The sequence below is a fragment of the Bacillus sp. PK5-006 genome (assembly GCF_054161415.1).
On the sequence record NZ_CP096414.1, the window covers coordinates 1,616,084 to 1,628,981 of the forward strand.

At 41.5% G+C, this 12,898-nt stretch carries 16 protein-coding genes; 15 read left to right on the forward strand and 1 reads right to left on the reverse strand.

The annotated features are described in order from the left end of the window. Nucleotides 1–11: 11 nt before the first annotated feature. From M1D84_RS08435 to fni, 5 genes are all read left to right on the forward strand, one after another. Nucleotides 12–659: a flagellar brake protein gene (locus M1D84_RS08435; RefSeq protein WP_024422821.1), complete on the forward strand. Its 648-nt coding sequence runs from the start codon at nt 12–14 to the stop codon at nt 657–659. Between the two features lie 63 nt (nt 660–722). After that, entirely contained in the window at nt 723–905 is a 183-nt protein-coding gene (locus M1D84_RS08440; RefSeq protein WP_024422820.1) for a DUF5359 family protein, read from the forward strand. Between the two features lie 71 nt (nt 906–976). Further along, the gene (cmk, locus tag M1D84_RS08445; protein WP_024422819.1) at nt 977–1,654 is read left to right on the forward strand and encodes a (d)CMP kinase; all 678 of its coding nucleotides are present in this window, start codon (nt 977–979) and stop codon (nt 1,652–1,654) included. A gap of 223 nt (nt 1,655–1,877) precedes the next feature. After that, nucleotides 1,878–3,029, forward strand: coding sequence for a 30S ribosomal protein S1 (rpsA, locus tag M1D84_RS08450; protein WP_024422818.1), 1,152 nt, complete (start codon nt 1,878–1,880; stop codon nt 3,027–3,029). 14 nt (nt 3,030–3,043) lie between these two features. Next, the gene (gene fni, locus M1D84_RS08455; protein ID WP_332284201.1) at nt 3,044–4,099 is read left to right on the forward strand and encodes a type 2 isopentenyl-diphosphate Delta-isomerase; all 1,056 of its coding nucleotides are present in this window, start codon (nt 3,044–3,046) and stop codon (nt 4,097–4,099) included. 17 nt (nt 4,100–4,116) lie between these two features. Here the strand turns inward: fni and M1D84_RS08460 are convergent, their stop codons facing one another. Further along, a complete protein-coding gene (locus M1D84_RS08460) occupies nt 4,117–4,248 on the reverse strand; it encodes a YpzI family protein (RefSeq protein WP_073206119.1) in 132 nt (43 codons plus the stop codon). Nucleotides 4,249–4,428: 180 nt separating this feature from the next. On the opposite strand from M1D84_RS08460, the gene M1D84_RS08465 reads away from it, so the two are divergent. The 10 genes from M1D84_RS08465 to folE all read left to right on the forward strand — a co-directional run bounded on the left by M1D84_RS08465 (nt 4,429) and on the right by folE (nt 12,885). Further along, nucleotides 4,429–4,971 carry a YphA family membrane protein gene (locus M1D84_RS08465; RefSeq protein WP_133744152.1) on the forward strand — a complete coding sequence of 181 codons (543 nt, stop codon included), beginning with the start codon at nt 4,429–4,431 and terminating at the stop codon, nt 4,969–4,971. Next, nucleotides 4,968–5,852, forward strand: a complete 885-nt coding sequence (locus tag M1D84_RS08470; RefSeq protein WP_024422816.1) for a YIEGIA family protein — start codon at nt 4,968–4,970, stop codon at nt 5,850–5,852. The genes M1D84_RS08465 and M1D84_RS08470 overlap by 4 nt, the downstream gene beginning before the upstream one ends. 6 nt (nt 5,853–5,858) lie before the next feature. Further along, nucleotides 5,859–6,053, forward strand: coding sequence for a capping complex subunit for YIEGIA (locus M1D84_RS08475; RefSeq protein ID WP_008344527.1), 195 nt, complete (start codon nt 5,859–5,861; stop codon nt 6,051–6,053). 159 nt (nt 6,054–6,212) lie between these two features. Further along, nucleotides 6,213–7,523 (forward strand): ribosome biogenesis GTPase Der, encoded by a 1,311-nt coding sequence (gene der, locus M1D84_RS08480; RefSeq protein ID WP_024422815.1) that lies wholly within the window; start codon nt 6,213–6,215, stop codon nt 7,521–7,523. 14 nt (nt 7,524–7,537) lie between these two features. Further along, nucleotides 7,538–8,575: an NAD(P)H-dependent glycerol-3-phosphate dehydrogenase gene (locus M1D84_RS08485; RefSeq protein ID WP_024428086.1), complete on the forward strand. Its 1,038-nt coding sequence runs from the start codon at nt 7,538–7,540 to the stop codon at nt 8,573–8,575. Between the two features lie 266 nt (nt 8,576–8,841). Next, nucleotides 8,842–9,045, forward strand: coding sequence for a DUF2768 domain-containing protein (locus M1D84_RS08490; RefSeq protein WP_024422813.1), 204 nt, complete (start codon nt 8,842–8,844; stop codon nt 9,043–9,045). 18 nt (nt 9,046–9,063) lie between these two features. Then, a complete protein-coding gene (locus M1D84_RS08495) occupies nt 9,064–9,789 on the forward strand; it encodes a hypothetical protein (RefSeq protein WP_024422812.1) in 726 nt (241 codons plus the stop codon). A 203-nt stretch (nt 9,790–9,992) separates the two neighbouring features. Then, entirely contained in the window at nt 9,993–11,471 is a 1,479-nt protein-coding gene (gene spoIVA, locus M1D84_RS08500; RefSeq protein ID WP_008344534.1) for a stage IV sporulation protein A, read from the forward strand. A 375-nt stretch (nt 11,472–11,846) separates the two neighbouring features. Next, nucleotides 11,847–12,125: a non-specific DNA-binding protein Hbs gene (gene hbs / locus M1D84_RS08505; protein WP_003215863.1), complete on the forward strand. Its 279-nt coding sequence runs from the start codon at nt 11,847–11,849 to the stop codon at nt 12,123–12,125. Nucleotides 12,126–12,315: 190 nt separating this feature from the next. Continuing rightward, the gene (gene folE / locus M1D84_RS08510) at nt 12,316–12,885 is read left to right on the forward strand and encodes a GTP cyclohydrolase I FolE (protein ID WP_003215789.1); all 570 of its coding nucleotides are present in this window, start codon (nt 12,316–12,318) and stop codon (nt 12,883–12,885) included. Nucleotides 12,886–12,898 lie beyond the last annotated feature (13 nt).

A 12,898-nucleotide genomic window follows, 5' to 3' on the forward strand; every position in this document is an offset into this window, starting at 1 on the left:
AGTGATGAGGAATGTTACAAATAGGGGATGCAATCACAATTGAATATGTCAATGAGAACAAAGAAGTGAAAACAGCAAAATCGAAGGTTTTGGAAAATAATAACGATGATATTTGCATTAATTATCCAGCTGATAAAGAAACGGGACGCACCATCTACTTAAACCAGCAGACAGAAATCACCGTCTTCTTTTTTGACGAAAACCAAATTCCATACAAATGTACAAGCGAAGTCATCGGAAAAAGAAAAGAAGATATTCCGATGATTGTCATTTCCATACCGCCAAAAGAAGAAATGATTCGCCTTCAGCGAAGAGAATATCTGAGAGTGGATACGATGGTCAAAGCTACTATCATGCAAACGGACGAAGAGGCCTTTGAGACGTTTATTGTAAATATGAGTGCTGGCGGCGTAGCAATCTCTGTTCCTGAGGGCGTGTCATTGAAAGAATATGGAGAAGTGGTCACAGAGTTTGAACTACCCCTAAAAGAGCCCGTGAAAATAAAAGCGGTTGCAGAGATGAATCGAGTATATCAAGATGAACAGTCTGGCAAAACAAGAGCGATCATGGAGTTTTCAGAGATCACAAATGACCACCAGCAGCACATCATGAAATACTGCTTCCAGCAGCAGCTTTTAACACGTGTGAAAAAAGCATAAGAATAAAGGGTGTAAAAAGCTTCCATACTAGAGAGGAAAGAATCTAGCGTGGAGGCTTTTTGTATGAAGACAATGGAAAGATGGTTATTGAAAGTGGTGCTCATTCAGCTTGTTTTATTGCTCACCGTTCAGATCACACTTCATTTGACGAAAGGAGAACTTTTTTTGTCAAAAGTCGTGCAGTATGAGGGTGTGAACAACATGAGCATTGAAGAATGGATTGAAACGTTTAAGCAGAAGGATTGATAGAAAATTCCCCCGTTTGAGCGGTGATCGTGTTACAATTCATAAGGGAGATTCAATCAAGGAGAGGTATTATGAAAAAGAAATTATCTATTGCAATTGACGGTCCTGCAGCAGCAGGCAAAAGCACTGTGGCAAAAATTGTCGCAGCCAAAAAATCATATATTTATATTGATACAGGTGCTATGTACCGCGCGATTACACTTGCGGCACTCAATCAAGGTGTAGACCTTGAAGACGAACAGGCACTTGATTCATTACTGAAAAAAACGGTCATTGAACTAGTCACAACAGACGAGGGTCAAAAAGTCCATCTAAACAATACGGATGTCACAGAGGATATTCGCACAGACCGCGTAAGCAACCAAGTATCGGTTGTTGCAAAGCACAGAGCTGTTCGGGAAGAAATGGTCCGCAGGCAGCAAGAGCTTGGCAAACGAGGCGGCGTCGTTATGGACGGAAGAGACATAGGCACTCACGTACTTCCAGATGCTGAAGTGAAAATTTTCTTGCTTGCATCAGTAGAAGAAAGAGCAAAACGCCGCTTTGAAGAGAATCAGAAAAAAGGCTACGATGTCAATTACGATCAGTTGATCGAAGAGATTGCAAGACGCGATAAGCTTGATTCTGAGCGCGAAGTTTCACCTTTGAAGAAAGCAGATGGCGCCATTGAGATTGACACCACTTCCCTTTCTATTCAAGAGGTGGCAGGGAAAATTTTAGATGCAGCAGACCGCGTGGAGAAACAGTAAGAAATTTTAGAAAACTTTTATAAGTTAGAGGTTTATCTCTTGACAAACAAGGTCTTTTATTAGAAGTTTATACTAATACTATTTTTATTGATCATTCAAGCAATTATATTGATTTGAATGTTTCTATAATACATATTCGGCTGGCAATCATCATGCTTAAGACACATATTCGCCCAGTCGTTTTAACTAAGCTGTGTAGGTTTGGACCAAGGAGGTTATCGAAATGACAGAGGAAATGAATCAAATCGATGTTCAGGTACCAGAGGTTGGAGATGTAGTGAAAGGGATTGTTTCTAAAGTTGAGGACAAGCATGTCAATGTAGATATCGTCAATGTGAAACAACCTGGTATCATCCCAATCAGTGAATTATCAAGTCTTCACGTTGAAAAAGCATCAGATGTCGTGAAAGATGGCGACGAGTTAGAGCTTAAAGTAACAAAGGTCGAAGACGATGCTTTGATTTTATCTAAACGTGCTGTTGATGCAGACCGCGCTTGGGAAGACCTAGAGAAAAAGTTTGAAACAAAAGAGGTATTTGAAGCTGAAGTAAAAGACGTTGTAAAAGGTGGTCTTGTCGTTGACATTGGTGTGCGCGGATTTATTCCTGCATCTCTTGTAGAAGCACACTATGTAGAAGACTTCACAGATTACAAAGGGAAAACACTCTCACTTGTCGTGGTAGAACTTGACCGCGAAAAAAATCGCGTGATTCTCTCGCACCGTGCAGTCGTTGAGCAAGAGCAATTAGACAAAAAGCAAGACTTCCTGCAAAAGCTTGAAGTAGGCAGTGTGATTGATGGTAAAGTGCAGAGGCTTACTGATTTTGGTGCATTTGTTGACATTGGCGGCATTGATGGATTAGTTCACATTTCTCAACTATCCCATGCGCATGTTGAAAAGCCATCTGACGTAGTAGAAGAAGGACAGGAAGTCAAGGTCAAAGTACTTGCTGTTGATCGTGATAACGAACGTATCTCACTATCTATTAAAGAAACATTACCAGGACCTTGGAGCCAAATTGGTGAAAAGGTAAAACAAGGTGATGTGCTTGAAGGAACCGTTCAACGTCTTGTGAGCTTTGGTGCATTTGTTGAAATTCTGCCAGGTGTAGAAGGGCTTGTGCATATTTCCCAAATCTCTCATAAACATATCGGCACGCCGCAAGAAGTCCTTGAAGAAGGGCAGACTGTGAAAGTGAAAGTGCTTGATGTGAATGAAGACGAAGAGCGCATTTCACTAAGCATCCGTGATTTAGAAGAAAATCCTGAAAAACAAATCGAAGAGGATTATCGTCAATATCAGGCGAAAGAAGAAAACACAAGCGGATTCCAGCTTGGTGACCTGATCGGCGATAAACTCAATAAACTAAAATAATTTGGTGATCAAAATTGACGCGAGCAGAAAGAAAGAAGCAGCATATTGAGCATGCGCTGTCCACTGGCCAGCATGCAGCAACAGGTTTAGATGATGTTTCCTTCGTTCACGCCAGTTTACCAGATCTTGCGACATCACAAATTGATACACATACGACAATTGGCGGACTGACTTTCGGTTCGCCAATTTTTATCAATGCAATGACTGGCGGAGGCGGAGAATCCACCTATGAGATCAACCGCTCTTTATCGATCGCAGCGAAGGAGACCAATATCCCAGTAGCAGTTGGATCACAAATGGCTGCACTGAAAGATAAAGAAGAAAGACGAACATATGAAGTCGTTCGTAAAGTCAATCCGGATGGAATTGTATTTGCGAATTTAGGCAGTGAAGCGACAATGAAGCAAGCTCAAGAAGCAGTCAGCATGCTCGAGGCAAATATGCTCCAAATTCATCTGAATGTCATCCAAGAGATTGTCATGCCTGAAGGCGATCGCGATTTCAGGGGGGCGCTTGAGCGGATTGCAGCTATCGTTGAATCTGTTGGTGTGCCTGTTGTTGTAAAAGAAGTCGGATTTGGCATGAGCAAGGAGACGGCAGGAAAGTTATTCCATGCTGGGGTTGCAGCCGTTGATGTAGGCGGATTTGGTGGAACGAACTTTTCAAAGATTGAAAATCTCCGCCGCCAAAAAGCACTTCGTTATTTTGATCAATGGGGAATTCCAACTGCAGCGAGTCTTACTGAAGTACATACAGCCTTTCCAAATCAAACGATTTTAGCTTCCGGAGGTATTCAAGATGCTCTTGATGTAACCAAATCAATGGCTCTTGGCGCATCTGCTGCTGGTCTAGCTGGATTTTTCTTAAAATCATTGACCAGTGGAGGAGAAAGCGGCCTCATCGCAGATATCATGGAACTTCAAGAAGATATCAAGATGATGATGACAGTGCTTGGCGTGAAGACGATTGAAGAACTGAGACAGGCTCAAGTTGTGATCTCAGGGGAAACAAGTCATTGGCTCAAAGAAAGAGGCGTTGACACAAAGTACTATAGTAAGAGAGGCATGTGATCATCACATGCCTTTTTTTATTGATTTCTTTTTCGAGCGCTTTCTGGACCTTCTAATGCTGTTGCACCCTTATGATGAATGGATTGATCGCGGTCAGATTCCACTCTTCTTGACGCCTTTAAACGCTTTTCCTGTCTATCTTTTCCCATCATGTATCCCTCCTCAGGTTATTAGGGTGTCACCTCTTGTTTATTTCATACAAAGCCGGTAACGATCCGCATGTTTAAAAATTGGGGATTTTCCCATAATGTAATTGAGGTGATGAGGCGTTGGAGGCTTTGTACTATTATTGGTCTATATGGTTCGTTTGGATTATGGTGACATTTATCATGGAAAAAAGTTTGTGGCGCACCGTGCTGGGCATCTGTGTACTTGTCCATATTATATTCAGTCATGTCATGATATCCGTTTTAGATATAAGCATCAATGCGGGTTTCTTGATGACTTTTTTATATGCATGTGCTGCTTTCGTCATATTCAGGCCTAGTTACCGAATGATGAGAATCATGCAATTGGGCTCGATGGTGAGCGCGTATGCCTTTTTTATGATATTTGCATTATATGACCCTGTTTGGTTCACGATAATAAAGGTGGATTGGGTCGTATTTGCCCTGCTGATCTTAATGTGTATGACATATGGACAGCCGTTAACGGAAAGAATCACCTTATGGATGATGTCAGTATGTCTCGGCGAAGCCCTTTATGCGCTGACGATTCACCGCCTCACATCATCAATTGTCATAGGGGATCTCTCTTTTCTTTCCTTCGTTGTACAAGGAGCCGTCTTCCTATTAGGAGTCGATCAGTTTGAAAAGCTCTTGAACGCCCGTTCATCAAGAAAATCAGTAAAAGGGGCTGCAAAATCAACATGACAGATTATACGTTTCCTGTGATTATTGGTGTCATCTTTGGGATGGCGGCCAGACTTTACATGTTAAGAACGGATTACCGGCAATACCCTACGTATATTCATGGACAAGTGATTCACATTGCACTTGGTTTTATTGCGTCAGGATTAGGTGCGATCATTATGCCTGCACTAATTCAGGAGGAATTTACAGCGATTACCTTTCTCACTTTGGCAGCCACGCAATTTCGAGATGTCCGAAATATGGAAAGAAATACGTTAACCCAAATGGATTCGTATGAGCTTGTCTCACGAGGCAGTACATATATAGAAGGCATTGCCATTGCCTTTGAAAGTCGAAATTATATTGCGATTCTCACTGCACTTATTACAACGACAGCCTGTATTTTCTTCTCGCTTGTTGTTGGAACAGTGGTCGGTATTCTTTGTTTTTTCATGGCAAAGCTATTAATGTCAGGCAGTCAATTAAAGGATATCGTCAGCATTCAAAAAGGGGAACTTCGCTTTGATGGGGCAGGGCTTTATGTGAATGATATATACATTATGAATATCGGGCTGCCTGAAAAGCAAAAGCTCATTTTAGAGCATGGGATGGGTTTTATTTTGACACCGAAAAATTTCAACTCTGCTACAACGATTGCTAACCTTGGACAGCGGCAAGCCATTTTATTTGATTTATCGAACGTGCTTGGTGTGTACCGCGATTCTGGTGAACCATCGCTCTGTCCACTCGCAAAACGTGATCTGAATACCGGTACACTTGGTGTGTTCATTTTACCGCAATGGCAGCGTGAAGATTTGGCTGTCCGTGTATTAGAAGAGGTGCCTATTTTAGAAAATGCCATAAGAATGCCGACAGATTTCATTAAAAAGAAAGTGAGGTAATAGGGCATGGCGAACACCATTGAACAATTTATATTGGCTGTGGCAACAACTAATAAAGAGCGGGTCATTGGCGGAACAGCGGTTTTTTTCTGTGAAAATAAAGAAGAGCTCGACATGTATGCCATGAATTTAGAGGCCATTTTAGATGGAATTGCACACGGCATTGGAGAAGATCTTTACTTGATTGTCAAACATTTTTAAGTTATTCATTGTGGTCTGATTAAAAATTGATATAATATATAAGTTGAACCCTTCATGTTTGAAGGGTTTATTTCATAAAACTGAATGAAAATTATAAATCCCGGTTGAAACATGATGATGAACATATTGAATCGCGGCTGGATTGAAAGGAAGGGTACTATGGGTAAACCTGTCGTAGCCATTGTTGGAAGGCCCAACGTTGGAAAATCTACAATTTTTAATCGAATCGCAGGCGAAAGAATATCGATTGTAGAAGACACACCTGGTGTAACAAGAGATCGAATCTATAGCTCTGCTGAATGGTTAAATTATGACTTTAATTTAATAGATACTGGTGGAATTGATATTGGAGATGAGCCATTCTTGGCGCAAATTCGCCATCAGGCAGAAATCGCAATGGACGAAGCGGATGTCATTATCTTTATGGTGAATGGCCGAGATGGTGTGACATCTGCGGATGAAGAAGTCGCAAAAATTTTATATCGCACGAAAAAGCCAGTTGTACTTGCTGTCAATAAACTGGACAACCCTGAAATGAGAAGCGACGTGTATGACTTTTATGCACTCGGATTTGGCGAGCCGTATCCGATTTCTGGAACACACGGATTAGGTCTTGGTGATCTGCTTGATGCAGTGGCAGAACATTTTAAGAATTTACCGGATACGCAATATGATGAAGAAGTTGTCCAGTTCTGCTTAATTGGCCGTCCGAATGTAGGGAAATCTTCTTTAGTGAATGCGATGCTCGGAGAAGACCGCGTCATTGTCAGCAACATCGCTGGTACAACAAGAGATGCTGTCGATACGATGTTTACGTACAATCAGCGTGACTTTGTCATTGTTGATACAGCAGGTATGAGGAAAAAAGGGAAAGTATATGAAACAACAGAGAAATACAGTGTACTTCGTGCATTAAAAGCCATTGACCGCTCTGACGTTGTCGCTGTTGTACTTGACGGCGAGGAAGGCATTATTGAGCAGGATAAACGAATTGCTGGATATGCACACGAAGCTGGTAAAGCAGTTGTCATCATTGTGAACAAATGGGATGCTGTTGAAAAAGATGAGCGCACGATGAAGGAATTTGAGCAAAACATCCGCGAGCATTTTCAATTCCTTGATTATGCACCTGTCTTGTTTATGTCTGCTCTTACGAAAAAGAGAATTCATACATTAATGCCGTCCATTATCACAGCAAGCGAAAACCATGCAATGCGCGTTCAAACCAATATTTTAAATGATATCATCATGGATGCGGTGGCGATGAATCCAACGCCGACCCATAACGGACAGCGCCTAAAGATTTACTATGCAACACAGGTGGCCATTAAGCCTCCTTCCTTCGTTGTGTTTGTCAACGATCCAGAGCTTATGCACTTTTCTTATGAGCGTTTCCTAGAAAACCGCATTCGAGATGCATTTGGTTTTGAAGGAACACCGATTAAAATATTTGCGAGAGCGAGAAAATAAAAAGGGTGAGCAGGATGAAGAAAATTTCAGTACTTGGAGCAGGCAGCTGGGGAACAGCTCTTGCGCTTGTATTAGCTGATAATCATCATGATGTACACATGTGGGGACATAGACAAGAGCTCATTGATCAAATCAATGAGAAACATGAAAATCATGATTACTTGCCAAATGTCGAACTGCCAGCGTCTATTCAGGCGACAACCGATATGAAGCAGGCTTTAGAGGGGACAGAGGCGGTTATTGTCGCTGTGCCAACAAAGGCCATTCGTGAGGTATTGAAGCAGGCAAATGAGCTGATCTCATCGAAGGTGCCATTTGTCCATGTCAGTAAGGGAATTGAACCAGATACACTTCTTAGAATTTCTCAAATGATTGAACAAGAAGTCCCATCTGAGAAAAGAGAGGCTGTCGTTGTCCTATCAGGACCGAGTCATGCAGAAGAAGTAGGTCTGCGTCATCCGACAACTGTCACTGTCTCGTCAGAAAACATTGAAGCAGCTCAATTTGTTCAAGATTTGTTCATGAACAATCATTTTAGAGTGTACACCAACCCTGATGTGATTGGGGTGGAAATTGGCGGCGCATTGAAAAATATCATTGCTCTTGCGGCTGGTATCACAGACGGACTTGGATATGGTGACAATGCAAAAGCGGCGCTTATCACAAGAGGACTTGCTGAAATCGCACGTCTTGGCACAAAAATGGGAGGGAATCCCCTTACATTTGCTGGATTAACAGGCGTTGGCGATTTGATCGTGACATGTACAAGTGTTCATTCGCGTAACTGGCGCTGCGGGAATTTACTCGGTAAAGGATATAAGCTCGAAGAAGTGCTTGAAAAAATGGGCATGGTTGTCGAAGGCGTCCGCACAACAAAAGGCGCTTATCAGCTCTCCAAAGAATACAAGGTCAGCATGCCGATCACAGAGGCTCTTTACGGCGTCCTGTTTGAAGGGAAAAAGGTGGACGATGCTGTAGAATCATTGATGGCACGTGTGAAAACACATGAGATGGAAGACCTTGTGAACATGTTTGAAAACCAAACAAAATAAAAGGAAAGACTGAACTTAGGCATGTAGAGGATGCAAGAAGGGGAAGACTTGCATAACATAGCAATGAAGTTTGAATAGAGCTTTGCCTCTACAGAATGAGGAAAATAGTCGATCCAATGACTGAAGCAGAGTCCCCCTCTTTGCTTCAGTTTTTTTATGCGCTTTTTTCTGAATGATTGGAAAAATGATTGATATTTACCTTATTTTTGGTTTAAAATGAAATATAAACGCTTACAATTCGTTCGTTTTGAAGGGGGACAGGCACGATGAGTTTTGCTTTAATCAAGATGTGGTTTGCGCTTGGTTCAATGGGGCTCATGTTTTTAGCCGTAGTAACCATTTATCTCAGCAGGTTTAAGCTGAAAAGCAAATTTCTTAAAATAACGGCCTCGACCGTTGCATACAGCTTGATGCTGATATCAGGTATCATTGTGTTTTTAGTTGTCTTTAGCGGACCGGTCAATGAATAAAGAAAAAGGAAGAATGTGATGATCAAAGCAAAAGTCAGTGTCACACTGTTAGCACTTATTTTATTAACAGGATGTCTGTATCCAGAAAATCGCAAAGCTGAGAACCGGGTGCCATACGAAGAGCAGCTGCAAAGTGTACAGACAGCGATTGAGGAATTTCAAAAAGCAACAAATGGTCTTTTGCCTATAGAAACGAAAGAAGCAGACACGCCGGTTTATCAGAAATATGTCATCGACTTTAAGCGCTTGTCACCAAGATATTTACACGATGTACCGTCTACATCTTATGAAGGCGGGGGCGAATATATTTATGTCCTCACAGACGTCGAAAAGAAACCCACTGTGAAACTGCTTGATGTCAAAATGACGCAGACCATCAATGAATTACGGCTTAGAATCAAGATATATCAAGATGAACATACATATCCGCCATACGGCAAAGTCGTATCAGCCAATTTATATACGTTAAATGAAAAAAAACTAGGATTAAAATCGCCCCCTGCGGTGATAAGTCCTGTGACAGGGAATTCCCTCCCATTACTGATTTCATCAAACGGTGACATCTATGTGGACTACCGCAGTGATTTTGCTCACATTTTGAAGAATACGAAGCAAAAGCTGAAACCAGGTGAAAACATTCAAGATGTATATTGGCAGGAAACCCCGTTTGTACCCGCGTTTTCTGTCCCATATACCATCAACAAAAAAGGTGAGCCTGCCTTTTTAGAAAAAAAGACGTCATAAACAAGAATGAACCTTTTTCCTCTGCATATAAATGAGGAGAAAGGTTTTTTTATGGCTAACTTACTCTCAAAACAAAAAGGTGTCATATTCAAATAGGACAACGTCATACACATATATTGTCCAGACACCTTTCAAGCACAGTTTGATTGAAGAATAGAGTATTTAATTTGAAAACGAGGATAGCAAGTCCGGGAGGGGATCACTTGGAAAAAGTCGATATTTTCAAGGATATCGCTGAACGAACAGGAGGCGATATATATTTAGGAGTCGTTGGCGCTGTTCGTACAGGGAAATCTACGTTTATTAAAAAGTTTATGGAGCTCGTGGTGCTCCCGAATATCAATAATGAGGCAGATCGTGCAAGAGCACAGGATGAATTGCCGCAAAGCGCAGCAGGAAAAACCATTATGACCACAGAGCCAAAATTTGTACCGAATCAAGCAGCATCAATTCACGTGAGTGACGGCCTTGATGTCAACATCAGGCTTGTCGATTGTGTGGGATACACTGTCCCTGGTGCGCGCGGGTATGAAGATGAAAATGGCCCAAGAATGATCAATACGCCGTGGTATGAAGAGCCAATCCCGTTTCATGAAGCAGCGGAAATTGGTACACGCAAGGTCATTCAAGAGCATTCAACAATAGGTGTAGTGATTACAACAGATGGTTCCATTGGAGAAATTCCAAGACATGATTATATTGAATCTGAAGAACGTGTAATTGATGAACTCAAAGAGGTTGGAAAGCCGTTTATTATGGTCATTAACTCTGTGAGGCCATATCATCCTGAAACAGAAGCGCTCCGGCAGGAACTTAGCCAAAAGTATGATATTCCAGTACTCGCCATGAGCGTAGAAAGTATGAGAGAGCAAGACGTACTCAGCGTTCTTCGTGAAGCATTATATGAATTCCCAGTTCTAGAGGTGAATGTGAACCTGCCAAGCTGGGTGATGGTGCTAAAAGAAGATCACTGGCTGAGAGAGAGCTATCAGGATTCAGTAAAGGAAACTGTAAAGGATATTAAAAGATTAAGAGATGTCGACCGTGTTGTTGGTCAATTCAGTGAATTTGATTTTATCGAAAGAGCGGGTTTAGCAGGAATTGAAATGGGTCAGGGGATTGCGGAGATTGACCTGTATGCGCCAGATGATCTATATGATCATATTTTAAAAGAAGTGGTTGGTGTAGAAATTAGAGGAAAAGACCATCTTCTAGAGCTCATGCAAGACTTTGCTCATGCTAAGACAGAATATGATCAAGTATCAGACGCATTAAAAATGGTGAAGCAGACTGGTTACGGGATTGCAGCGCCAGCGTTATCAGATATGAGTTTAGATGAGCCGGAAATCATTAGGCAGGGGTCAAGATTCGGCGTGAGATTAAAAGCGGTCGCTCCATCTATTCATATGATCAAAGTAGATGTAGAGAGCGAATTTGCACCGATTATCGGAACAGAAAAACAAAGTGAAGAGCTCGTCCGCTACTTAATGCAAGACTTTGAAGATGATCCGCTTTCGATCTGGAATTCAGATATATTTGGCCGTTCCCTCAGCTCCCTTGTCAGAGAAGGCATTCAAGCAAAGCTGTCTCTCATGCCGGAAAACGCAAGATATAAGCTGAAGGAAACGCTTGAAAGAATCATTAACGAAGGATCAGGCGGTTTGATCGCGATTATTTTATAGTAAGTGAGACCTCTCATTGATGGGGTCTTTTTTTTGCGTGTAGAATGAGTCATAAAAAGACAATTGTATAAAGATTAGTCAGATTCAGGCTGAAATTAGGAATATTCGTTCGCAAAAGTGCCCTTAATCCTTGACGAATAAGGATTCTTCCCTTTAAAATGCTTGATATGGTATTTCATATGTGTTAATCTACTTACAGAAAATCTTCACTTTGTTGGACAAACATTCCTTCAAAGAGATGTTTTCTAATGAAAAGCCATGTATAACGCTTTCTAGACGCTCTTTTTTTTCTGAAAAAGGGTATAGAAAGAAGATGAATTGTGAAGAAATGATAACAATCTACTGAATGCATATTTTTGGGAGGAGGTGAAAGGCATGAACAAGACAGAACTTATTAACGCGGTTGCTGAAGCAAGCGAGTTATCTAAAAAAGACGCGACAAAAGCAGTTGATTCTGTTTTTGATACAATTTTAGATGCACTTAAAAATGGTGACAAAATCCAACTTATTGGTTTTGGTAACTTTGAAGTACGTGAGCGTTCAGCTCGTAAAGGACGTAACCCACAAACTGGTGCAGAGATCGAAATCCCTGCAAGCAAAGTACCTGCTTTCAAACCAGGTAAAGCACTTAAAGACGCGGTGGCAGGTAAATAATCGTTATGTGTAATGATCCTGTTGAAGGAGTTATACATATACAGTTTCACACTGGTCTAGAAAAGCCCCTTTCATAAGGGGCTTTTCCTTTTGAATCAAAAGGTTCGTTTAGAACGCTCTCCTTTGCTTTTAGGATCTGAAGTGTGCTAGAATCTGAATGAAATGTAATCGCCTTTGGAGGATATAATACATGAGTGAAATAAATAAAGAATTAATTGAACACGCGGTACGCGATATATTAAAAGCAATCGGAGAAGATCCGGATCGTGAAGGACTTCTTGATACCCCAAAACGAGTCGCAAAAATGTATGAAGAAGTGTTCTCGGGATTAAATGAAGATCCAAAAGAACATTTTAAAACCATTTTTGGCGAAGACCACGAAGAACTCGTCCTTGTAAAAGATATTGCTTTCCATTCAATGTGTGAACACCACCTTGTGCCTTTCTACGGGAAAGCCCATGTTGCTTATATTCCGCGCGGAGGAAAAGTAACGGGACTTAGTAAGCTGGCAAGAGCTGTAGAAGCCGTGGCTAAACGCCCGCAGCTTCAGGAACGCATTACATCAACCATTGCAGATAGTATGGTGGAAACACTTAATCCGCATGGCGTGATGATTGTCGTTGAAGCAGAGCATATGTGTATGACGATGCGCGGAGTGAAAAAGCCAGGCGCTAAAACAGTGACATCAGCCGTCCGCGGCACATTTGCAAATGATGCAGCCGCAAGAGCAGAAGTGCTTTCCTTTATTAAAAACGACTAATTCAATAGATGGA

Excerpts from the sequence above, each read along its gene's own strand:
- M1D84_RS08475 (WP_008344527.1), top strand. The coding sequence starts at position 5,859 with ATGGCGAACACCATTGAACAATTTATATTGGCTGTGGCAACAACTAAT.
- rpsA (WP_024422818.1), top strand. The coding sequence starts at position 1,878 with ATGACAGAGGAAATGAATCAAATCGATGTTCAGGTACCAGAGGTTGGA.
- M1D84_RS08490 (WP_024422813.1), top strand. The coding sequence starts at position 8,842 with ATGAGTTTTGCTTTAATCAAGATGTGGTTTGCGCTTGGTTCAATGGGG.
- folE (WP_003215789.1), top strand. The coding sequence starts at position 12,316 with ATGAGTGAAATAAATAAAGAATTAATTGAACACGCGGTACGCGATATA.
- M1D84_RS08470 (WP_024422816.1), top strand. The coding sequence starts at position 4,968 with ATGACAGATTATACGTTTCCTGTGATTATTGGTGTCATCTTTGGGATG.
- M1D84_RS08440 (WP_024422820.1), top strand. The coding sequence starts at position 723 with ATGAAGACAATGGAAAGATGGTTATTGAAAGTGGTGCTCATTCAGCTT.
- der (WP_024422815.1), top strand. The coding sequence starts at position 6,213 with ATGGGTAAACCTGTCGTAGCCATTGTTGGAAGGCCCAACGTTGGAAAA.
- M1D84_RS08495 (WP_024422812.1), top strand. The coding sequence starts at position 9,064 with ATGATCAAAGCAAAAGTCAGTGTCACACTGTTAGCACTTATTTTATTA.
- M1D84_RS08435 (WP_024422821.1), top strand. The coding sequence starts at position 12 with ATGTTACAAATAGGGGATGCAATCACAATTGAATATGTCAATGAGAAC.
- cmk (WP_024422819.1), top strand. The coding sequence starts at position 977 with ATGAAAAAGAAATTATCTATTGCAATTGACGGTCCTGCAGCAGCAGGC.
- M1D84_RS08485 (WP_024428086.1), top strand. The coding sequence starts at position 7,538 with ATGAAGAAAATTTCAGTACTTGGAGCAGGCAGCTGGGGAACAGCTCTT.
- M1D84_RS08460 (WP_073206119.1), bottom strand. The coding sequence starts at position 4,248 with ATGGGAAAAGATAGACAGGAAAAGCGTTTAAAGGCGTCAAGAAGAGTG.
- M1D84_RS08465 (WP_133744152.1), top strand. The coding sequence starts at position 4,429 with ATGGAAAAAAGTTTGTGGCGCACCGTGCTGGGCATCTGTGTACTTGTC.
- hbs (WP_003215863.1), top strand. The coding sequence starts at position 11,847 with ATGAACAAGACAGAACTTATTAACGCGGTTGCTGAAGCAAGCGAGTTA.